Here is a 20854-nt window from a genome sequence, read left to right as displayed (position 1 = left end):
GGGGGTTCATACACGAACCGGGGATGAGCGCAACGGCCCCTCACATGCGTGGCGGCTGGGCGTAGAAAGCTGCAAAGGCCGCGTCACAGACGCTCAGAAGTCGAGCGGCCGCGCCTGTTTCACCTGGGGCAGACCGCTCACTGCCTTGAGCACGGCCGGCGGCGGCCGTTCATCCACCGACACGAGGCAGATTGCCTCATCGCCCTGGGCCCTGCGACCAAGATTGAAGGTGGCGATGTTGACCCCTGCATTTCCAAGAACGGTGCCAAGCGCCCCAATGAAGCCTGGCCGGTCCTCGTTGGTGATGTAGAGCATATGCGAACCAAACTCGGCCTCAAGATCGATGCCCTTGATCTGGATGATGCGGGCCTTGCCGTCCGAGAAAACCGTGCCGGCAACGGAACGCTCAAGGCCGGATGTCTTCACCGTGAGGCGGATATATGTGCCATAGGCACCGCGCTGGCTTTGCCTGACCTCATCGACCTTGATCCCCCGTTCGCGCGCCACCACGGGCGCCGACACCATGTTCACCGTGCCGAGCATGGGCCGCAAGATGCCGGCCAGCGCAGCCGACGTCAGCGCGCGGGTGTTCATGTTGCCGACCTCACCGGCATATTCCAGAACGATGCTGGAAATGGGTTCATCCGTCAGCTGGCCCGCGAAAGACCCAAGTCTTTCCGCCAGGCCGATGAAGGGGCGCAAGCGCGGCGCCTCATCCGCCGAGATCGGAGGCATGTTGAGGGCATTCGAGACGGCTCCCGACAGCAGATAGTCCGCCATCTGTTCTGCTACCTGGAGAGCCACATTTTCCTGCGCCTCGCCGGTGGAGGCCCCCAGATGCGGCGTGCAAACGACGGTCTCCAGCTCGAACAGGGGGTGGCTGGTGGCGGGTTCCACTTCGAACACGTCCAGTGCTGCGCCGGCCACGTGCCCCGAACGCAGCGCATCGTGAAGCGCATCCTCGGACACAAGGCCGCCGCGCGCGCAGTTGATGATGCGAACGCCTTTCCGGCACATTGAAAGCGCCCGCGCATCTATGATGTTGCGCGTTTTCTCGGTGAGGGGCGTATGCAGGGTGATGAAATCCGAACGCCGGAAGATGTCGTCAAGTTCAACCTTCTCGACCCCAATCTCAACTGCACGTTCAGGGGAGAGGAATGGATCAAACGCAATGACCCGCATCCTGAGGCCAAGAGCCCTGTCGGCAACGATCGAACCGATATTGCCACAGCCGATCACACCCAGCGTCTTGTTGAACAGCTCAACGCCCATGAAACGGTTCTTCTCCCACCTGCCGCCACGCGTTGAGGCACTCGCCTCCGGGATCTGCCGCGCCAGGGACATCATCATGGCGATGGCATGTTCGGCGGTGGTGATGGCATTGCCAAATGGCGTATTCATCACCACGATGCCACGCTGCGTTGCGGCGGGAAGGTCAACATTGTCAACGCCAATGCCAGCGCGCCCAATGACCCGCAATTGAGTTGCGGCAGAGATCAGCTTTGGAGTGACCTTGGTCGCCGAGCGAATGGCAAGTCCGTCATAGGCCGGAATTGCAGAAAGGAGCCTGTCCTTGTCCTTTCCGAGTTCGGGTTGGTAATCGACGTCGACGCCGCGATCACGAAAGATTTGAACGGCGGTCTCTGACAGCTTGTCAGATACGAGAACACGTGGGGCTGGCATGGATTATCCTTGCTTGACTGTGGATTTGATCAGGAGCTGGCCTGGGCATGGGCCCAGTCAAGCCAGGGCATCAGTGCGTCCAGATCTGCAGTTTCTACCGTAGCCCCACACCAGATGCGCAGCCCTGGCGGAGCATCGCGGTAGGATCCGATGTCGAAGGCCACGGCTTCTGCTTCAAGAAGTTTGGCGATCTTCTTCGGAACATCCTGATTATCGCCCAGAGCGAGGCAAACCGATGTGTTGGAGCGTGTCTCGGGGCGCCGGGCGAGATTGGCAGCGAAGGGCCGGTCATCGATCCAGCGCTGCACCACGGCCGCATTTGCGTTGGCGCGCGCCACCAGGGCATTTAGCCCACCGAGTCCCTTGGCCCATTCCAGAGCCAGAATGTAATCCTCCACGCACAGCATGGAGGGCGTGTTGATGGTCTCGCCCTCGAAAATGCCGGCGATCAGCTTGCCACCGCTGGCCAAGCGAAAGATCTTGGGCATGGGCCAGGGTGGAACATAGGACTCCAGCCTCTCAACGGCCCGTGGCCCGAGGATCAGAACGCCGTGCGCACCTTCCCCGCCCAACACCTTCTGCCAGGAGAAGGTGACGACATCGAGCTTGGCGTAGTCAAGAGGCTGGGCAAAGGCCGCCGAGGTTGCATCACAAATCGTGAGACCCTCCCTATCGGCCGAGATCCAGTCCGCATCAGGGACTCGCACCCCGGACGTGGTGCCATTCCAGGTGAATACCACGTCGTGCGCGGCATCTACGGCTGACAGATCGGGAAGGTCGCCGTAGGACGCGGTCAGCGCGCGGGCGTCCCTCAGCTTCAATTGCTTGAGAACATCGCTCACCCAGCCTTCGCCGAAACTCTCCCAGGCCAGCAGGTCAACTGGCCGCGCCCCAAGGAGCGACCACATGGCCATCTCGACCGCGCCCGTGTCGGATGCGGGAACGATACCAATCAGATGGGTTTCGGGTACCCGGAGAACCTCGCGGGTCAGATCGATGGCGAGCCTGAGACGGCCCTTGCCCACCGCCGAACGGTGAGAGCGGCCAAGGCTCGCGGTTTTCATGAGGTTTGCCGACCAGCCCGGAAACTTCGCACAGGGGCCGGAAGAGAAATTGGCGCATGCCGGGCGCCTCGCCGGTCGTGTCGTCATCATGTGCTCCATCCTTGCAGATGGACCGACCCTCGGTGGGGAGGGCTAGCCCAGTGCCGGTATTGCGCAATTCGCGCCCGGGTGCAAGAGCACAGCAAAGGGGGCCCGCCCACAGGGCAGGCCCCTCAGTATTGACTGCCGCCGAAACTCTAGAAGCCGTAGCGGAGGCCGATCAGAGCCTCGTTGTCATAGGCGTCTTCGGAAAAGATCTGACGGTAACGATAGCCAACATCGGCGCTGACATTATCCGTGATGTGTATGGCAACACCAGCCATCGCCGTGAAGGCAATGCCGTTCTTTTCGTCGTCCGGCTTCGTGGCCCAGCCATAGCCGAGGCCAGCACCCAGGTATGGTGTCATCACGGTCTGCGTCGGAACATCGAAATAGAGATTGCCAAGCGCCGTCGTGAGCGAGTGGTCATCATTCCCGAGCCCAGCGTAGTCAACGCGAAGATCAGTACGTAAGTTGTCGTTGAACTGATAACCCACGCCGCCGCCTATCACGCCGGAGTTGACGGTATTGTCATTCGTGTTCAGCCAGGAGAAACCTGCATCTGCTCGGAGATACCAGCTGGAGGCTGTAACGACGGCCTCTGGCGCATATGAGTCGGCCGCGTGTGCCGCGCTTGCAAGACCTGCGGCAACGGCAAACCCCACGACCAGCTTTGTGATCTGCTTCATCTCACTTACTCCCTCGCAATATAACGATGGGAGAAAACTATCCGCGGGCCGTGACACAACACGGGCGCGATTAAGGCGGAAACAAGTCAGCTGGCCAATGTTGCCTTGAAGACACAGCATTTTGTGCCACGGCGGGGAAGCAGATTTACCAGACGCTTACCATGAACGGATCAGGCAGCGGCCCTTGCGATCATGTCGCACAGTTCATCAACGATGCGGCTCACCATCACTCCATCGTCACCTTCGGCCATCACGCGGATCACCGGCTCGGTTCCCGACGGCCTCACGAGCAGCCGCCCGCTGTTTCCGAGTTCTGCTTCGGCGGCGGCAATCGCATCCCGAACGCGGCTGTCCTGCAGCGGTGCACCCTGACGGAATTTCACGTTCTTCAGAACCTGAGGCAATGGCGTGAACAGGTTGCACACCTCGCTCACGGGGCGTCCCTGGCGCTTGACCTCCGCAAGAACCTGCAGCGCTGCCAGAAGTCCATCTCCGGTGGTCGAGAAATCCGCCAGAACGATGTGGCCTGACTGCTCACCCCCCACATTGAAGCCATGTGCGCGCATATGTTCCACGACATAGCGATCGCCAACCCTCGTGCGCGCAAGCGTCAGCTTGTTATCCAAGAGATAGCGTTCAAGACCAAGGTTTGACATCACGGTCGCCACGAGACCGCCACCCTTGAGTTCGCCGCGTCTGGCCCAGGAGGTGGCAATCAGCGCCATGAGCTGGTCACCATCGACCACCTGGCCCTTGTCATCTGCAATGATCACCCGATCCGCATCGCCATCGAGCGCGATGCCGATATCGGCGCGCAACTCGCGAACCTTGCGGCACATCTCCGCAGGATGGGTGGATCCACAGTCCTCGTTGATGTTCAGTCCATTGGGCTCATCGCCGATCTGGACTACCTCAGCACCCAGTTCCCACAATGCGGTCGGTGCAACCCTGTAGGCGGCACCATTGGCGGTATCGACAACAATCCGCAGTCCATCGAGCGTCATGTCTCTCGGGAAGGTGCGCTTGGCGAATTCGATGTAGCGGGCCTGCGCGTCTTCAATACGCTTGGCGCGGCCAATTCTTTCGGGCACGGCAGCCGTCATCAGCGAGGCATCATCAACCATGGCCTCGATCTGGGCCTCTTCGGCGTCAGAGAGCTTGAAGCCGTCTGGCCCAAAGATCTTGATGCCATTGTCCGCAAACGGGTTGTGGGAGGCAGAAATCATGACGCCGAGATCAGCCCGCATGGAGCGGGTCAGCATCGACACGGCGGGCGTCGGCACGGGGCCGAACAGAAACACGTCCATTCCCGCTGCCAGTAGGCCGGCGGTGAGGGCGTTCTCGATCATGTAGCCGGAAAGCCGCGTATCCTTGCCGATGACCACGCGATGCCGGTGGCTGCCACGACGATAGAGGTTGCCGGCCGCCATGCCGATTTTCAGCACCATGTCAGCCGTCATGGCGCCACTGTTGGCGCGCCCGCGCACCCCATCCGTGCCAAAGTATTTCCGCGTCATGAGTCCCTCATGAAAGCCCGCTCGAATCCGGGTCCAGCGCAGCACGCGCAACCGCCAGTGCCTCAACCGTTGCCTGGACGTCATGCACACGCAGGATGTGGGCGCCATTCAGCGCCGCCCAAACCGCACCACCGACTGACCCGTGGACACGCTCGCCCGCCAGCTTCTGGCCCGTGAGAGCGCCAATGAAACCCTTGCGGGAAAGCCCCATGAGAAGCGGAACCCCGAGGCCGTGATAAAGCGTGAACTGCCTCAGGACGTCCAGATTGTGCCGGAAACTCTTGCCGAACCCGATGCCCGGGTCAGCCACCAGTCGCTCCCGCGCTATTCCAGCCCGCTCGCAGGCCTCGATTCGGCCAGCAAGCCAATCATAGACATCGAGCGCCACGTTCTCATATTGCGGGCTCAACTGCATGGTCTTGGGGTCACCCTGGGCATGCATGAGAATGACGGGGCATGAGGCTTCCGCCATCACGTCCATTGCCTGTGGGTCGAAGGTTAGGGCCGCCACATCGTTGACAAGTCGCGCTCCCGCGGCGAGCGCCTCGCGCATGACCCTCGCCTTGCGAGTATCAACCGAAACTTTGAATCCCCGGGCCGCCAGCCCTTCGATGACCGGCAGGACACGGCGCAGCTCCTCATCCTGCGGAACGCCGTCGGAGCCGGGTCGCGTCGACTCGCCGCCGACGTCGAGAATATCCGCGCCCTGCCGTGCAAGCTCAACACCATGGGAGATGGCGCTTTCAGTCGTAGCGGCCAGTCCGCCATCGGAGAAGCTGTCGGGTGTCACGTTGACGATGCCCATGACGAGTGGTCGGCCCTGGTCGAGAAAGCCGGGAATCAGTGCTGTCCGGGGCAACGAGCCGGCCTCGAAGCTGCGGGTCAGCTTGCCGCCGGCGGAGCGCTCGATGCGCTCCAGCACGGTATAGGCAATCGAAGAAAAGCCGCCGAGCGATGCTCCGCGGCCTTCTATCATCATGTCGGCTGCGTCAGGCCCGTAGACGAGGCCACAGGGCCGGAAATAGATCTTGCTCATCAGGCTTGCGGCTGAGGTTCCATGCCGCCTGCACCGTCCGGCTTGGCCTGCCCCGCCGTAGGAACAGACGCCGAGGGCCTTGCCGCCTTTCGACCTCCCTCACCATCGTCGCGCCGCGGCGGCGTGCCCGCCAGGAGGTTCTTGATCTCCTCGCCGGACAGCGTCTCATATTCCAGAAGACCCCGCGCCAGAGCCTCAAGCTCATCGTTTTTCTCGGTCAGGATGCGGCGCGCCGTAGACAAACCGTCAGACACCAGACGCTTCACTTCCTCATCGATTGTTTGTGCGGTCTGCTCGGACACGTTCTGCGTCCGCGAGACGGAGTGACCGAGAAACACCTCTTCCTGGTTCTCGCCATAGGCAACGGCACCAAGCGTGTCCGAGTATCCCCAGCGCGTAACCATGGCGCGCGCGAGCCTCGTGGCCTGTTCGATGTCGGACTGGGCGCCGGAGGTGACGTTCTCCTTGCCAAAGGTCAGTTCTTCGGCAATGCGGCCTCCCATCATGATGGCCAGACGCGACGTCATCTGCGTGTAGCTCATCGAAAGCCGATCGCCCTCGGGCAGCTGCATCACCATGCCGAGCGCGCGGCCGCGAGGAATGATCGTCGCCTTGTGGACAGGATCGGCCTTGGGAACATTGAGCGCGACAAGGGCATGTCCAGCCTCGTGATAGGCAGTGAGCCGCTTTTCGTCCTCCGACATGGCCATGGAGCGGCGTTCTGCCCCCATCATCACCTTGTCCTTGGCTTCCTCGAATTCGGACTGGGTCACGATGCGCTTGTTGCGACGCGCGGCCAGCAGTGCCGCCTCGTTGACGAGATTGGACAGATCCGCACCTGAAAAGCCAGGGGTGCCGCGCGCAATCGTCTTTGCATCTACATCCGGCGCCAGAGGCACATTGCGCATATGCACCTTCAGGATCTTCTCCCGGCCCTGCACATCGGGATTGGGCACGACGATCTGCCGGTCGAAGCGGCCCGGACGCAGCAGCGCGGGATCAAGCACATCGGGGCGGTTGGTCGCCGCGATCAGTATCACGCCTTCATTTGCCTCGAAACCGTCCATCTCGACCAGCAGCTGGTTCAGCGTCTGCTCACGCTCGTCGTTGCCCCCGCCGAGACCCGCGCCGCGGTGGCGGCCAACGGCATCGATTTCGTCGATGAAGATGATGCACGGCGCGTTCTTCTTGGCCTGCTCGAACATGTCGCGCACGCGCGATGCGCCAACGCCCACGAACATCTCCACGAAGTCGGAACCGGAGATGGTGAAGAAGGGAACATTCGCCTCCCCGGCAATGGCACGGGCAAGAAGCGTCTTGCCGGTACCGGGCGGGCCGACGAGCAATGCACCCTTCGGAATCTTGCCGCCGAGCCGCTGAAACTTATGCGGATCCTTCAGGAAGTCCACGATCTCGACCAGATCGTCCTTGGCCTCCTCCACGCCTGCCACGTCATCGAAGGTCACGCGGCCATGGCGCTCCGTGAGGAGCTTCGCCTTGGACTTGCCGAACCCCATGGCCTTGCCGGAGCCCGCCTGCATCTGACGGATGAAGAACACCCACACGCCGATGAGCAGCAGCATGGGCAACCAGTAGACCAGAGCATTGGTGAGCATCGAGTCGCTCTGCGCCGTGCGGAAGCTGATCTGCACGTTCTTGTCACGCAACTCCTTCAACTGGTCTTCGAAATACATCAGCGGACCAGTCGTCTGAACGCTTGTTCCATCCGACAACTTGCCGGTGATGCTGTCGCCGGTGATGACGATCGACTGAACGGAACCCGAATTTGCCTTATCAAGGAAGTCGGAATAGCTGATCTCCGAACTGGCCGTCCGGTTCACCTGACCCTGGAACAGGCTGAACAGTGCAAACAGCAATAGCGCGATGACGATCCAAACGGCGAAATTCCGGAATTGATTCACGAGAGCCCTCGAATCTGGCCGCCCGGACCGCCGGGCGCCATAACCATGATTTGACCCCTAACATAGGGTGAAGCCGAGACTTTTCCAAGAATGCCGACGGGCAAATATTGCCCTATCGCGCCAGCAGAGGCCGGAAACTGATGCGCGCCGCGGCTGCAGAGGACGGTCCCTGCACCCAGGGATAGGCCTGTCGGGCATGAGTGGGCACGCGGCCCGCCAGCGCTACAGCCCTGGAACCCGCCGCCTCAATCAGGCTTCCAGGTTCGGCCTCAACAATAAAACGCTTGTCCCACAATAGCTTACCGCTGCCAGGAACAATTGCAGGCCGATCTGGAATACGGCCGGCCTCCCGCGTGACCCAGATGGTCGCCTTGCGTCGGCCAACCACCGCCCCGGCCAGGGTGCGGCGTAGTGGCCCGTCCTCGCCAGCGGCCCAGCTGGCCAGACGCTGCAGCTCGGCAGCCTCCGGAAGAGGCTGCTGGCCGCCGTAATGATGAACAAGCCGTGCCAGGGCCTGGGCCTGAAGTGCGGCGGTCAACCCCTGGAACTCTGCCAGTGGCAAGAGGCAGAAACCTGCATCAGCCTCAGTCAGCCAGCGTTCGAGCCAGGCATCAACCGATGCAGCCCGCACGCCCGCAGTGCGCGCACTGGCGCGGGCCAGCGCGGCAAGCGTCTCCGCCAGGGGTTGGTCTGGTGCAACAGTGGCCAGCGCGTGGCGGGCTCGAACGCGCTCGAAACGCAGGTCGTCATTGCTGGGATCTTCGACCCAGCACTGGCCCATACTCTGAAGATGGTCGCGCAAGGCTTGCCGGCGTACACCGAGCAGGGGGCGCATGACCCGAACGCCCTGCCAGACAAGCACGTGCCTGATACCTGCGAGGCTCTCTGGACTCGTCGTGCGGGCAAGCCGCATCAGAACGGTTTCGGCCTGATCATCGAGCGTGTGGGCCGTGAGGAGCAGACCGGCACCCTGCGCGCCGCACCATGCGGTCATCAGATCGTAGCGTGCAACGCGCGCCTTGGCCTGCAAGCCCGTCTTGGGTTTTTCCGAGTGATGCCAGAGCAGCGTGTGATGACCAAGACCGAGGGCGTCCGCCCATTGCGCTACCTGGCTCGCCTCGCGAGCAGAGGCTGCCCTCAGCCCATGATCGACTGTCAGAACCGAGAGGCGGAGCGTTGGATGATGCACGGCAGCCCAGCGCTGAGCGAGGTGCATCATCGCAATCGAGTCTGATCCGCCTGACACGGCCAGCGCGACATGGCGTTCGGCGAGAAGTGGCGAGAACGCCGCGTCGATGTCAGGAGGTGCAGCCGGCACGCTTGGCTTCGGCCTGCGCCCGCTTCCGGGCGTCCACCGCCTTGGGATAGTCGGCGCTGACCGCGGCAAACGCCGCGCAGGCCTGCTCACCCTGCCCCAGCTTGTTGAGCGAGATGCCAAGTTTCAGCAAGCTGTCGGGCGCACGACGGCTTTTGGGATATTTCTTGAAGCCCTGCAGGAAATTGGCGGCCGCGCGCTTGAAATCACCCTGGGCATAGAACGTCTCGCCGAGCCAATACTGCGCGCTGCCGGCAAGGCTATGATCGGGATATTTCTGCAGGAAAGTGGAGAAACCGGCCTCTGCGTCACCGAACTGGCGGCGCAGGAGGCTCTCGTTGGAGCGCTCGTACAACGCCTCAGGCGTCTCCCCCTGTGCGTCGGGATTTAGGGCAACGGTTTCCACCGCAGTGCTGCCCGGAACCGCCGGGGCGGCGCTCACAGCAGGCTGCTGGGCAAATACATCGCCGGCCTCCTGCTGAGAGGGCGGAACCAGAACCTGACCCTGAAAGCCACCATCGTTGGGATCGGCTGAACCGGTGCCGAGTGCGCCCAGTACCTTGGCGCCAGGAGCAAGCCCCGCCAGATCCGTCTCGGAGGGCTGAGGTGGTGCCAGCTGGACCGACTCCAGCGGTTGCTGCTGAATCACCTCAATGCCGTTGCTGTCGGGAAGCGGCGTGCCGGTCGAGGCTGCAGCCAGCCGCTGCTGCTGGGCAGCCTGATCTGAGGGCGCAGCCAGAGTGGCCGCAGGCGCCTGAGGCGGGGCGCCGGCCGGGGCAGAAGCCGACTGCAGCTGCTTCAACTGAAATGTCAGCTGTTCGACTTGACCTGTCAGCAACCGGACCTGCTCTTCGAGTTGTTGCAGGCGAACTGCCATCTCTGACGGGCTCTGAGCCATTGACGGCGCCGACATGCCAAGGCCCACAAGACCCAGGACCGCCACGATTAGAGTGATGTGCCTCAGCATGATCGTCACCAGATACCCCCGAAGCCGGATTGGTCAAGCCTTCAGGTGCAGGGAAATCACGGTAAAATTGAGGCTGTTAGCCTCCGACGGCTCCACCGGTGATGACGGTGACGGCCCGGCGGTTCTGGGACCAGCACTGCTCGGCATCGCACAGCGCCACGGGGCGCTCCTTGCCATAGGCGATCGATGAAATGCGGCTGGCCGCAACCCCCTGCGAAATCAGGAAATCTCGCGCTGAGGTGGCACGGCGGGCGGACAGCGCGATATTGTATTCGCGCGTGCCGCGCTCGTCGGCGTGGCCTTCGACCTGAACCGTGACCTTGGGGTATTTGTTAAGCCATTCGGCTTGGCGCCGCAGCGTTTCCTGAGCCTCGGACGACAATGTGGACTGGTCCTCGGCAAAAAACACCCGATCACCTACATTGACCGTGAAATCCTGCTGCGACCCGGGAACGGCGCCCGTGCCGGCCTCAAGGTTGGGAGTATTCTTCTTTGAACACGCGGCAAGCGCCAGGAAGCAGCCCAGCACCGCAACGAACTTGAGGCCTGCCATACGTGTCAGCATATACCCACTCCTTCACCGGGGCTCGCCGGAATGGCCGAGCCAATACAGCCGTCCGCCCCCCGCAGGTGACGACCACTCGTTGCAGCTTGCCGCAACAGGGTTAACATTCTCTCACCGGCGCGTGACCAGCGCAAGATGGCCCTCCATGAGCAAGCCTCACGAGGTCTTGGCGCCACCTGTAATGACCGTCACCGCCCGTCGGTTCTGCGACCAGCACTGCTCGGCATCACACAGCGCCGCCGGCCTCTCCTTGCCATAGGCAATGGATGAAATACGGCTCGCGGCAACGCCCTGCGCAATGAGAAATTCCCGCGCGGCAGTGGCGCGCCGGGCCGACAGGGCAATGTTGTATTCGCGCGTGCCGCGCTCGTCTGCGTGGCCTTCAACCTGCACGACGACGGTTGGATATGTCTGCAGCCACTGGGCTTGCCGGCGAAGCGTTTCCTGGGCTTCAGGCGACAGGGTGGACTGATCCTCGGCAAAGAATACCCGATCACCGACATTGACGGTGAAATCCTGCTCCGAGCCAGGCACTGCCGCTGCGCCCGGGCCTGTACCCGCGGCGAGATCGGTTTTCTTCTTTGAGCAGGCGGTGAGCGCCAGCACACAGGCGAAAGCCGCCGCCATCTTGAAACTTGCACGTCTGTTCATGTTGTCAGTTTCCCATCTGAGCCTTGATCTGAATGAAACCGCCACCTGCGCCTTCGGGTTGCGGCCGTCACTGCACGTTGCCTTGCATCTCTCCTTAATTGAGCTTTGGTGACCAGGCGGGGTCTGAGCTGAAGCCCTCAACCGGCACGCGCTGCTCATTGTAACCTGTGATATCGACCGACCAGAGTTGCGGCCCGCCGCTCTCGCCCTGCGTGTCGCGGAAGAACATGATGACCCTGCTGTTCGGAGCCCACGTCGGGCCTTCGTTGTGATAGCCCTCGGTGAGGATGCGTTCACCAGAACCATCAGGTTTCATGACGCCGATTGCGAACTTGCCCCTGCCCTGCTTGGTGAAGGCGATGTGACTGCCATCCGGCGACCAGACCGGGGTCGAATAGCGCCCCTCTCCGAAACTGATCCGGACCTGATTGGATCCATCGGCATTCATCACATAGATCTGCTGGGTTCCCCCGCGATCAGACTCAAAGGTTATCTGGCTGCCATCTGGCGAATAGCAGGGCGCCGTGTTGATGGCCGGCAAGTTGGTGAGTTGGCGCAGCTGGCGGGAGCGCAGGTCGAGTTCGAAGATATTGGCGTTGCCGCCTTCCTGAAGACTCATGATCACGCGCTGGCCATCAGGAGAGAAGCGCGGAGCGAAACTCATGTTCGGAAATTCGCCCACGATCTCGCGCTGGCGGGTATCAATGTTCATGAGATAGACCCGCGGATCGCCGCTGCCAAAGGACATATAGGTGATCTCGTTGGTGGATGGCGAGAACCGCGGCGTCAGCACCAGATCGGTGCCATCGGTAAGGGGACGGGGATTGAAGCCATCCTGATCCATGATGAACAGCGTCTTGACACGCTTGTCCTTCGGGCCTTGTTCGGAGACAAAGACCACGCGCGTATCAAAATACCCGTCTATTCCGGTCATCGCCTTGTAGATGATGTCCGAAATCATGTGGCCGATACGCCGGGCATTCTTGGGCGAGGATGTGAATTGCTGGGCTGCGAGTTGCTGGCCAGTATTGACATCCCAGAGGCGGAATTCGACCCGCAGCTTGTCTCCGTCAAGAAAGGCCTGCCCAGCGACGAGGGCCTTGGCCTGAACCTGCCGCCAGCTGGCAAAGTTCGGCATCTGCTCGAAGCTGCTGATCTGCTCGATGAAGGTCTGTGGATCGATGGGAGCAAAATAACCCGATCGGCCCAGGTTGTTGGTGGCGACGCCAGCGATCGTCGCGGCAGACTCCTCGGCGCCACCACCAGCCAGGAAGGGGGCGATGGCAATCGGCAGCGGATCGATGCGGCCGCCCGTGATGTCGATTTCAGTTTGCGCCTGCGCAAACGAACACAAACCTGAAAGCGCAAGGACGGCGAGCACAAGCGCAGCCGCGCGGCGCAAGACATCAAGTGGTGGGGCAGCCGGGATCATTGGTGGGGTTTTGCTCATTTGCCTGTCACTGCGTGGGCGTCGCATCAGCGAACATGTTTGGATTGAAGTTCAGAACGAGATCCTTCCAGACGTCATACTGGTCCTGCGGGAGGAAATCATAATTCTGGCAGCCCAGGATCGCAGCTACCGTCGAGCGTGCCGTGGTGTCAAAGAGGAAATCACCCGGCCCGTTCATGACCTCAGGCTGACCCGCAATGGAGCCGTCCTGATTCATCTGAATTCGAACCTTGATGGTGATGTTACCTTCGCGAGCACCCGGGGGAATGACCCAGCACTCCCGGATACGCTGAACGAATGCGGCAATGGCGGTGGCCGACAGCGCCTGATCCTTGCCCTGCAGATTGGCTTCGCCCTTCGCAGGATTGCCATCGGTCGTGGCGGCGGAGGCGTTTGTGGTCTTTTCCTCGTTCTCCTTGTTGAGGAGCGCATCGGAATTGAGCATCTCCTCAAGCTTCGCGGTATCGAGCTTCTGAGCCTTTTTCTGCGGCTTCTTTTCGGGCTTCTTCGCTGGCTTTGGCTTTTCCTCCTGCTTTGGCTCCTCCACCTTCTTGAGAAGGCTGGCCATTGCATCGGGGTCCGGCGGGGGTGGTTCTTCCTTTTTCGGTTCCTCAGGCTTGACTTCAGGCGGAGGCGGCGGCGCCTCGACCTGCTTGGCGGCCGTCAGTTCTTTTTCAGCAACCTTCAGCGTTTCATCGACCGTCTTCACGATCTCGGCTTTCTTCGGGGCGGGCGCCTCAACCTTCTCGGGGGCATCCTTGGCTGTGGCAGAGAGTTTGTTGGTGTCGGAGATATTCGAGATGTCGACCACCACGGATTCGACCGGCATGGGCTCATGACGCGGATTTGGCAGCACGACCAGTGCAGCAGCCAGAATGGCCCCATGCAGAAAGACCGAGACTGCAAGGCCCTTCTTCATGTTCAGTTCTGTCCGGCGTCTGGGCTGGCCGGTGCTGGCGACTGACCGGCCTCGGTTCCACCGGGTAAAGTCTCAAGACCGATCTTCTTGAAACCAGCTGCATTGATGGCGCCCAGCACCTGGGCGATCGGCCCATAGGTTGCAGCGAGATCCCCGCGTACGCGGATTTCCTTGTCGGCGTCCACAGCGTACAACGCCTTGAGCTTTGGACCAAGCTCCTCCAGGGTCATCTGCTGTTCCATGAGGAAGATGGTTCCATCAGGCTTGATCGATACGCTGAGCGGTTCCACCTGGCTGTTGAGTGGCTTTGCTTCGGTTTTCGGCAGGTCAATTGGCACGCCCACCGTCATCAGCGGCGCGGCAACCATGAACACGATCAGCAGCACCAGCATCACGTCGACCAGCGGCGTGACGTTGATCTCGCTTATCACACCTTTCGCTGCACGCCGGCGCGTGCTGCGCCGCTGATAGCCACCACCTGTTCCACCTGCAGACATACCCATGTCCTAGGCCCGCTCATCGAGCTGACGCGAGATGATGGCGGAGAACTCGTCGGCGAAGTTCTCAAGCCGAGCCCCAATCTTTCCGGCATCGGCAACATACATGTTGTAGAAGATCGTGGCCGGTATGGCGGCAACCAGGCCGATGGCGGTAGCGAAGAGGGCCTCCGCGATGCCGGGCGCCACCACGTTGAGGTTGGTGTTCTGGGAATTGGCGATAGCCTGGAACGACACCATGATACCCCAAACCGTGCCGAACAGCCCGATGAAGGGCGCGGCCGAGCCGGTGGTGGCCAGGAACAGAAGCCGTGCCTCGACGTCATGCATCTCCTTCTGGATCTGCACGTCCATCACCTTCTCGATGCGCTTCTGGACGCCCTGGAAGCCCGCCCGCAGGGCGGCGTCCTGGCTGCGCTTCCATTCACGCATGGCGGCTGTGAAGATTGCCGCGAGACCGATGCTGTTGCGGTTGCCGATGGTACGGAAGAGGTCCTCAAGGGACTGTCCCGACCAGAACACCTTTTCGAAACGATCGTTGGCGGCATTCATCCTCCGCACCGCGAAGAACTTCTCGATTATGATCGCCCAGCTCCACACCGAGGACAGGGCAAGCCCCGCCATGACGAGCTTCACGACCCAACTGGCCTGGACAATCAGATGCCAGAGCGAAATCTCGCCCCCAGGTGCCGTCATCACTGCAAAAGCTGCCATCCTGCCCTTCCATCACGCATGAGGTCCGTCGTGTGGCCTTCACTGCCGCTCTGGTTTCTTTCAAGCCTTGAACGAAAGGCCGTGAAAAACATGCCAAATCTGTCGAAACTGCGGCGATTCTGGCCTTTTGCGCCGGTTTCCCGCCGTCCGGCCCACTGCTTCCAGCACGCCGGTGCCGCCAGTTGGAGCGTTTATGGTTAAGGCTTTGTTACGATTCAGCTTTCAGTCACGCCGGAAAACAGAGCGGCCAATTTCGCTGGCAGACGTCGCGGCCGTCCCCGAAGATCGATCACGGCGATTGTCACGTCAGCCTGAAACAGCACTTCCGCCCCCCGTCGCACCAACTGGTTCATCTCGAGCCGCGCGCCAGACCAGTCCCGGAACCGCGTTTCAACCTCGAGGAGATCATCCAGCCGGGCAGGCTTCAGGAACTCGCAGGCCATGCGGCGGACCACAAAGCCCAGCTCACCCATACGGGATTGATGAATGCCCATGAGCCGCAGCATATCGGAACGCGCCCGCTCGCAGAAAGCGAGATACCGGGCGTGGTAGACCACACCCCCGGCGTCCGTGTCCTCGAAATAGACCCTGACGGGCAGCACATGCACGCCAGCCACGAGCCGCCCGGCAAGATCAGGCCACGCCTCAGCCATCATCATCTCCGAGTGGCAGCAGCCCCTGGGTGATTTCAGGCCGCTGGGGTACCGCGAGACCCAGATGTCGGAACGCGTGTGGCGTGAGCAGCCTGCCGCGAGGGGTTCGGTTGAGGAAGCCCAGTTGCAGCAGGAAGGGCTCGACAATATCCTCGATCGCATCACGCGATTCCGAGAGCGATGCCGCGATCGTGTCTATGCCGACGGGGCCGCCGCCGAAATTGACCGCGATGCAGCTCAGATAGCGGTGGTCGAGCGAATCCAGCCCCTTCGAATCAACATCAAGCGCAGACAGCGCCTGGCTGGCCATGGCGGCATCAATCACCGCTACGCGCGATACGGCCGCAAAGTCGCGGACCCGGCGCAGCAGCCGGCCCGCGATACGAGGCGTACCGCGGGCGCGCCTTGCAATTTCGCGGGCGCCATCCTCGGCAATGCCCATCTGCATCACGCGCGCGCCGCGCCGGACGATCTCGAGGAGTTCCTCCTCGGTGTAGAAGTCGAGCCGGACAGGAATGCCAAACCGATCGCGCAAGGGTGTGGTCAGAAGACCTGTGCGCGTGGTGGCGCCGACCAGCGTGAATTTGGCGAGATCAATCTTCACTGAGCGCGCAGCCGGCCCCTCGCCGATGATCAGATCGAGCTGGAAATCCTCCATCGCCGGGTAAAGCACCTCCTCGACGGCCGGGTTCAACCGGTGGATTTCATCGATGAACAGAACGTCACGCTCCTCAAGGTTGGTCAGCAGCGCGGCAAGATCGCCCGCCTTTGCAATGACCGGACCGGAGGTGGCCTTGAAATTGACGCCGAGCTCACGCGACATGATCTGGGCAAGAGTCGTCTTGCCAAGTCCCGGCGGGCCCGCGAACAGCACATGGTCAAGCGCCTCACCGCGGGTGCGCGCCGCCTCGATGAAGATGCGCAAATTCTGCTTGGCCTTGGACTGGCCAATGAATTCCTCAAGCCTCTGCGGCCTCAGGTGCGTGTCGACTGCGTCATCACGGGATTCATCCACACCGCGTACCGGGCTGGTCATGAGCTGGCAAGCTCCTTAAGCGCCAGGCGAATGAGTTTCTCCGTCGGCTGATCATCTCCCGCGCTGCGCAGGGCTGCGGCAACGGCAACGCCAGCCTGCGCCTGTCCATACCCGAGATTGATGAGCGCGGAGATGGCATCGCTGGCTGCAGTGGGCCTTGGCGCATCGAGACCGGCGGAGACCTGTCCCAGCTGCAGATCAAGCGGGGCAAGTGCGGCTGTCTTGTCCTTGAGTTCAAGCACGATGCGTTCCGCCAGTTTCTTGCCCACGCCAGTGGCCCGGCCAATCATCGCCTTGTCCTGAAGGGCGATGGCACTGCCGATTTCAGCTGAAGACAGGGTGGAGAGAATGGCCAGCGCCACCTTGGTGCCAACCCCCTGCACGGTTTGCAGCAGCCGGAACCATTCCCGTTCCGCTGGTGTCGCAAACCCAACGAGCCGGATCAGGTCCTGGCTGACCAGCATGTCGGTGTGGAGTTCGGCAAAGCCGCCAGGCCCCGGCAAGGCGGCCAGGGTCCGGGATGAACAGGACACGTGATAGCCAACCCCGTTCACCTCGATCACCAGCCAGTCCGCGCCCACGGCATCGATCCGACCTTTGAGTTTTGCGATCATCCGCGCGCCCTTTCACTGGGCTTGCTATAGGCTCAAAGAGAACAAGTCAAGAACGGGCCAGAACGTCGGCGAGTTTCTGGGCGCCACGGTAGTGGGCATGGCAGATGGCAACCGCCAGGGCATCGGTTGAATCCGCTGTACGCATCACGGCCCTTGGGAGCAGCAGCTTCACCATGTGCTTGACCTGATCCTTTTCCGCATGCCCCGCACCCACGACCGCCTTCTTGACCGTGTTGGGGGCATATTCGGAAACCGGGATTTTCAGCATGGCGGGCGCCAGCATCAGCGCACCGCGCGCCTGACCGAGCTTGAGCGTCGCCCGCGCATCGGTGTTCACGAATGTTTCCTCGACGGCTGCCTCGTCTGGCTGATGCTCTCGAATGACATCGATCAGCTGGGCATGAAGTTCCAGAAGGCGTTCAGCAAGCGGCTTTGCCGCATCAGAGTGCAGGGCGCCATCGGCCACATAGATCAGGCGCGCGCCCTCTGTTGCGATCACACCCCAGCCGGTGTTGCGCAGACCCGGGTCGATGCCAATGATTCTGACCATCGGGCCAGTCTACCACATCAGGCGCCACCGAGCCTGGCCATCACCTCGTCAGGTATGTCGGCATTCGAGAACACCACCTGCACGTCATCATCTTCGTCAAGGGAATCGACGAGCTTGAGCAGGCTTTCCGCCTTTTCCTGGTCGAGCGGGGTCAGCGTCTGCGGCTTCCAGATCACCTTCACCGAAGAGGCCTCGCCAAAGGCCCTGGCCAGGGCAGAAGACACCTCTCCCAGCGCTTCGAAGGCACACGTGACCGTGTGGTTTGCGGCATCCGAGACAACATCATCCGCGCCGGCATCGATGGCGGCTTCGAGCATGCCGTCCCCGGTTGCCTTTGCAGCGGGATAAACGATCTCGCCCACCCGCGCGAACATGAAGGCAACGGAGCCCGTCTCGCCGAGGTTGCCGCCATATTTCGTGAACAGCGAGCGGACGTTCGAAGCAGTCCGGTTGCGGTTGTCGGTCAGCGCCTCGACAATCACGGCGACCCCGCCAGGGCCGTAGCCCTCGTATCGCACCTGGTCGTAGTTCTCGCCGTCGCCACCGGCCGCTTTCTTGATTGCCCGCTCGATGTTGTCCTTGGGCATGTTCTCGGCGCGGGCGTTCTGGATCGCCAGCCTCAGCCGCGAATTGGCCTCGGGGTCAGGCAGGCCCGCCTTGGCCGCCACCGTGATCTCGCGCGCCAGTTTCGAAAAGATCTTCGAGCGCACGGCATCCTGCTTGCCCTTGCGGTGCATGATGTTCTTGAATTGCGAATGGCCGGCCATGACCCCCCCGGAAAGACGGACTGACGTGTTCTGGTCCGGACTTATAGACAAGGCCGCCATCGCGAAACAAGGCGCTTAACCGGGCCTTAAGCTGGGCCAGCCAAGCTTCCGGTCAGTGTTTGTGCGTAAGGAGTGACGAGCATGAAGGCGGGCCACGGCAAGATCAACGAAATCTGCTTTGCAGCCGAGGGCCTGTCCGGCACGGCGGCTGCAGCATCGCTGCGCAAGCTCGGCCGGCTGATGGAAGTTGCGCCCTCCGGTCGCCTGTTCAACGCCATTGCGACCCTGTCCGAGACCTCCTCACGCGCGGGCATTGCCCTGGAGGCCGGAGGAGCCTCGCTGGCCAGGGCGGACGAGGCGACCGCCTGCGCACGGCTTGAGCAGGCCATGTCACATCTGAAGGAGCTTTCGGAGCTTGCCAACACCTCAGCCACCCAGCCGACGGGCGGCTCCCGCCGCGCCACGAGATAGTCAGGACGGCCGGACGCCCCTGAGCCGCTCAGAGCGGCGGCGCAGCATTTCCACCACCACCAACAATCCGATCGATACGAAGACGAGTATCGTTGCAATCGAAAGAATGGCCGGGCTGATCGCTTCCCGGATTCCATTCCACATCTGGCGCGGAATCGTCTGCTGATCGGCGCTGGCGATGTAGAGAACGGCAACCACCTCATCAAAAGAGGTGACGAAGGCGAACAGCGCTCCGGAAATGATGCCGGGCAGAATGAGCGGCATTGTCACCTTGAAGAAGATCCGCGTGGGTGAGGCGCCGAGCGAGGCCGCGGCGCGGATAAGGGTCTGGTCAAAGCCTATCAATGTGGCCGTGACAGTGATGATCACGAAGGGGATGCCCAGCATCGCATGCGCAAGGATTATGCCCAGATAGCTATTGGCCAGACAGCCCTTGTGCGAGAGGAAGGGCGCAAGCACGGAGCCAACCATGCTGTCCTGCGGCACGCACGCAGCAGAGTAGGCAAAGAACAATCCCGTCGCCGTGATGATGATAGGCACGATCATCGGCGAGATGAGGATTGCCATGATCAGGCGGCGGTAGGGCATTTCGGGCCGCGAAAGGCCGAGCGCGGCGATGGTACCGAGCACCGTGGCGAGCAGCATCGACCAGAAGCCGACCCATAGTGAACTCTTGGCGGCGCGCACCCATGTGGCCTCGCGCCAGACCTGGGCCCACCAGCTGCTGTCGCGGACGGCATCTTCGGGCGCATTCAGCCCAGCCGTCAGCAAGAGATCATACCACCGCAGTGAGTAGCCGGAGGGGTCGAGCTCCAGCATCTTGCGCGTAAAGCTGAAATAGGGTTCCACATTGAAGGACAGAGGAATGATGATGATGATCGGGGCGATCAGGAAAATGAAAATCGCCGTACAGATCAGCAGGTACGTATAGTACCAGGCGCGTTCGAGCGGAGAGGCATAGGGAGGAAGCGCCATCGAGTCACCCGAGCTTGAGGCGATCGATGCCGATCAGCCGGTCATATAGCCAGTAAAGAATGAATACGGCCAGCAACAGGACCGTGGACAGCGCTGCCGCCATTGACCAGTTCGACTTGGACATGTGGAAGGCGATGAAGTTCGATATCAGCTGGCCATCGGCGCCACCCACCAGCGCCGGGGTGATGTAGTAGCCAACGGCAAGGATGAAGACGAGAAGCGACCCCGCCGCAACGCCGGGCAGGGTTTGCGGCAGATAGATACGGCGGAAGGTCGTCCAGCTCGACGCGCCGAGCGAACGCGCAGCCCGCGCATAGGTCGGAGGGATGGTCCGCATTACCGAATAGAGCGGCAGCACCATGAATGGCAGCAGGATGTGCGTCATAACCACGATCGTGCCGGTCTGATTGTAAATCATCGCAATTCGGCTCTCGTCGGCAATCACACCGGTGGCAACAAGGCCGTCATTGACCACGCCTTGCTGCTGGAGAAGCGCGATCCAGGCACTGGTTCGCACCAGGAGCGATGTCCAGAAGGGCAGCAGGACAAGGATCATCAGCAGATTTGCTCTGGCCATCGGCAAGGTGGCCAGCAAATGTGCCACTGGAAAGCCGAGCAGCAGGGATATGCCCGTGATCAGCGCCGAATAAACGAATGTCTTGAGGAAGATGTAGATGTAGATTTGCTGCTCGGGCGCCGTCTGCTCGAACCAGCCATCGGC

At 61.7% G+C, this 20854-nt stretch carries 22 protein-coding genes; 1 reads left to right on the top strand and 21 read right to left on the bottom strand.

The annotated features are described in order from the left end of the window. Positions 1-93: 93 nt before the first annotated feature. The 19 genes from serA to ACILRN_RS03620 all read right to left on the bottom strand — a co-directional run bounded on the left by serA (position 94) and on the right by ACILRN_RS03620 (position 18687). A complete protein-coding gene (serA, locus tag ACILRN_RS03710) occupies positions 94-1683 on the bottom strand; it encodes a phosphoglycerate dehydrogenase (RefSeq protein WP_395685682.1) in 1590 nt (529 codons plus the stop codon). A 29-nt stretch (positions 1684-1712) separates the two neighbouring features. After that, a complete protein-coding gene (locus ACILRN_RS03705) occupies positions 1713-2834 on the bottom strand; it encodes a phosphoserine transaminase (RefSeq protein ID WP_395685692.1) in 1122 nt (373 codons plus the stop codon). 149 nt (positions 2835-2983) lie between these two features. Continuing rightward, positions 2984-3514: an outer membrane protein gene (locus ACILRN_RS03700; RefSeq protein ID WP_395685680.1), complete on the bottom strand. Its 531-nt coding sequence runs from the start codon at positions 3512-3514 to the stop codon at positions 2984-2986. Positions 3515-3684: 170 nt separating this feature from the next. Next, complete coding sequence (gene glmM / locus ACILRN_RS03695; protein WP_395685678.1) at positions 3685-5031, bottom strand: phosphoglucosamine mutase; 1347 nt, start codon at positions 5029-5031, stop codon at positions 3685-3687. 7 nt (positions 5032-5038) lie between these two features. Next, positions 5039-6067, bottom strand: a complete 1029-nt coding sequence (gene folP / locus ACILRN_RS03690) for a dihydropteroate synthase (protein ID WP_395685676.1) — start codon at positions 6065-6067, stop codon at positions 5039-5041. Further along, positions 6067-7989: an ATP-dependent zinc metalloprotease FtsH gene (ftsH, locus tag ACILRN_RS03685; protein WP_395685675.1), complete on the bottom strand. Its 1923-nt coding sequence runs from the start codon at positions 7987-7989 to the stop codon at positions 6067-6069. The genes folP and ftsH overlap by 1 nt, the downstream gene beginning before the upstream one ends. Positions 7990-8101: 112 nt before the next feature. Continuing rightward, positions 8102-9307 (bottom strand): tRNA lysidine(34) synthetase TilS, encoded by a 1206-nt coding sequence (gene tilS / locus ACILRN_RS03680; RefSeq protein ID WP_395685673.1) that lies wholly within the window; start codon positions 9305-9307, stop codon positions 8102-8104. Next, positions 9288-10271 (bottom strand): tol-pal system protein YbgF, encoded by a 984-nt coding sequence (gene ybgF / locus ACILRN_RS03675; RefSeq protein ID WP_395685671.1) that lies wholly within the window; start codon positions 10269-10271, stop codon positions 9288-9290. The genes tilS and ybgF overlap by 20 nt, the downstream gene beginning before the upstream one ends. Before the next feature lie 76 nt (positions 10272-10347). Next, positions 10348-10836, bottom strand: a complete 489-nt coding sequence (gene pal, locus ACILRN_RS03670) for a peptidoglycan-associated lipoprotein Pal (protein WP_395685669.1) — start codon at positions 10834-10836, stop codon at positions 10348-10350. Positions 10837-10992: 156 nt separating this feature from the next. Further along, on the bottom strand, positions 10993-11487 hold the full coding sequence (gene pal / locus ACILRN_RS03665; RefSeq protein WP_395685667.1) for a peptidoglycan-associated lipoprotein Pal: 495 nt from the start codon (positions 11485-11487) through the stop codon (positions 10993-10995). A gap of 94 nt (positions 11488-11581) precedes the next feature. Further along, positions 11582-12937, bottom strand: a complete 1356-nt coding sequence (tolB, locus tag ACILRN_RS03660) for a Tol-Pal system beta propeller repeat protein TolB (RefSeq protein ID WP_395685665.1) — start codon at positions 12935-12937, stop codon at positions 11582-11584. A gap of 7 nt (positions 12938-12944) precedes the next feature. Then, positions 12945-13856 (bottom strand): hypothetical protein, encoded by a 912-nt coding sequence (locus ACILRN_RS03655; RefSeq protein ID WP_395685663.1) that lies wholly within the window; start codon positions 13854-13856, stop codon positions 12945-12947. A 2-nt stretch (positions 13857-13858) separates the two neighbouring features. Continuing rightward, positions 13859-14359 (bottom strand): ExbD/TolR family protein, encoded by a 501-nt coding sequence (locus ACILRN_RS03650; protein ID WP_395685661.1) that lies wholly within the window; start codon positions 14357-14359, stop codon positions 13859-13861. A gap of 3 nt (positions 14360-14362) precedes the next feature. Continuing rightward, complete coding sequence (tolQ, locus tag ACILRN_RS03645) at positions 14363-15067, bottom strand: protein TolQ (RefSeq protein ID WP_395685659.1); 705 nt, start codon at positions 15065-15067, stop codon at positions 14363-14365. A 215-nt stretch (positions 15068-15282) separates the two neighbouring features. Further along, the gene (gene ybgC, locus ACILRN_RS03640) at positions 15283-15720 is read right to left on the bottom strand and encodes a tol-pal system-associated acyl-CoA thioesterase (protein WP_395685657.1); all 438 of its coding nucleotides are present in this window, start codon (positions 15718-15720) and stop codon (positions 15283-15285) included. Beyond that, complete coding sequence (ruvB, locus tag ACILRN_RS03635) at positions 15713-16756, bottom strand: Holliday junction branch migration DNA helicase RuvB (protein ID WP_395685655.1); 1044 nt, start codon at positions 16754-16756, stop codon at positions 15713-15715. Before ruvB ends, ybgC begins: the two co-directional genes overlap by 8 nt. Further along, positions 16753-17370 carry a Holliday junction branch migration protein RuvA gene (gene ruvA / locus ACILRN_RS03630; RefSeq protein ID WP_395685653.1) on the bottom strand — a complete coding sequence of 206 codons (618 nt, stop codon included), beginning with the start codon at positions 17368-17370 and terminating at the stop codon, positions 16753-16755. Before ruvA ends, ruvB begins: the two co-directional genes overlap by 4 nt. A gap of 46 nt (positions 17371-17416) precedes the next feature. Further along, positions 17417-17920 carry a crossover junction endodeoxyribonuclease RuvC gene (gene ruvC, locus ACILRN_RS03625; RefSeq protein WP_395685651.1) on the bottom strand — a complete coding sequence of 168 codons (504 nt, stop codon included), beginning with the start codon at positions 17918-17920 and terminating at the stop codon, positions 17417-17419. A gap of 17 nt (positions 17921-17937) precedes the next feature. After that, positions 17938-18687, bottom strand: a complete 750-nt coding sequence (locus ACILRN_RS03620) for a YebC/PmpR family DNA-binding transcriptional regulator (RefSeq protein WP_395685649.1) — start codon at positions 18685-18687, stop codon at positions 17938-17940. A gap of 141 nt (positions 18688-18828) precedes the next feature. Between ACILRN_RS03620 and ACILRN_RS03615 the strand changes: the two genes are divergently transcribed. After that, positions 18829-19158, top strand: a complete 330-nt coding sequence (locus ACILRN_RS03615; protein WP_395685647.1) for a hypothetical protein — start codon at positions 18829-18831, stop codon at positions 19156-19158. On the opposite strand, the gene ACILRN_RS03610 is transcribed toward ACILRN_RS03615, so the two are convergent. Together ACILRN_RS03610 and ACILRN_RS03605 are read right to left on the bottom strand one after the other, a co-directional pair. Next, on the bottom strand, positions 19159-20133 hold the full coding sequence (locus ACILRN_RS03610; protein ID WP_395685645.1) for an ABC transporter permease: 975 nt from the start codon (positions 20131-20133) through the stop codon (positions 19159-19161). It lies immediately after the preceding gene. Between the two features lie 4 nt (positions 20134-20137). After that, positions 20138-20854, bottom strand: a 717-nt coding sequence (locus ACILRN_RS03605) for an ABC transporter permease (protein WP_395685643.1), incomplete at its 5' end; no start/stop codon positions are given.

This window comes from Aestuariivirga sp. (assembly GCF_044238155.1).
GTDB lineage: Bacteria > Pseudomonadota > Alphaproteobacteria > Rhizobiales > Aestuariivirgaceae > Aestuariivirga.
The sequence above is the reverse complement of the archived record's forward strand: the minus strand, read 5'-3'. Positions and strand labels throughout refer to the sequence as shown.